Source organism: Arsenicicoccus sp. UBA6765, from assembly GCF_002453335.1.
In the GTDB taxonomy this organism is placed as follows: domain Bacteria; phylum Actinomycetota; class Actinomycetes; order Actinomycetales; family Dermatophilaceae; genus Arsenicicoccus; species Arsenicicoccus bolidensis.
In genome coordinates, this window is sequence record NZ_DKGR01000010.1 from 1 (window position 1) to 288 (window position 288).

The following is a 288-nucleotide window of genomic DNA, read 5'->3' on the forward strand; positions in this document are numbered from 1 at the left end:
GCGCTCGTGGCCAAGCCCGCCCTGACGGGGTTGTTCGAGAAGGCCATGGCCACCATCGGCGGCTGACCGGTGACCCCTGCCCTCCTGCGGGTCGCCGAGCGAGACCACCCCGAGCGCGACCACCCCGTGCGAGACGACCCCGAGCGCGGCTCGGCCGTGGCGGAGTACGCCATGGTCACCGTCCTGCTCATGGTCCTCGTGCTCGGCGTGGTCCAGGTCGCCGTCGCGCTGCACGTGCGCAACACCCTCGTGCAGTGCGCGGTCGAGGGCGCCCGCCACGGCGCCCGC

Annotated in this window: 1 protein-coding gene; it reads left to right on the top strand. The window is 74.3% G+C overall.

Annotated features, from left to right (window positions below):
• Window positions 1–69: 69 nt before the first annotated feature.
• On the top strand, window positions 70–288 hold a 219-nt coding region (locus B4K29_RS01900), incomplete at its 3' end, for a TadE/TadG family type IV pilus assembly protein (RefSeq protein WP_286966289.1).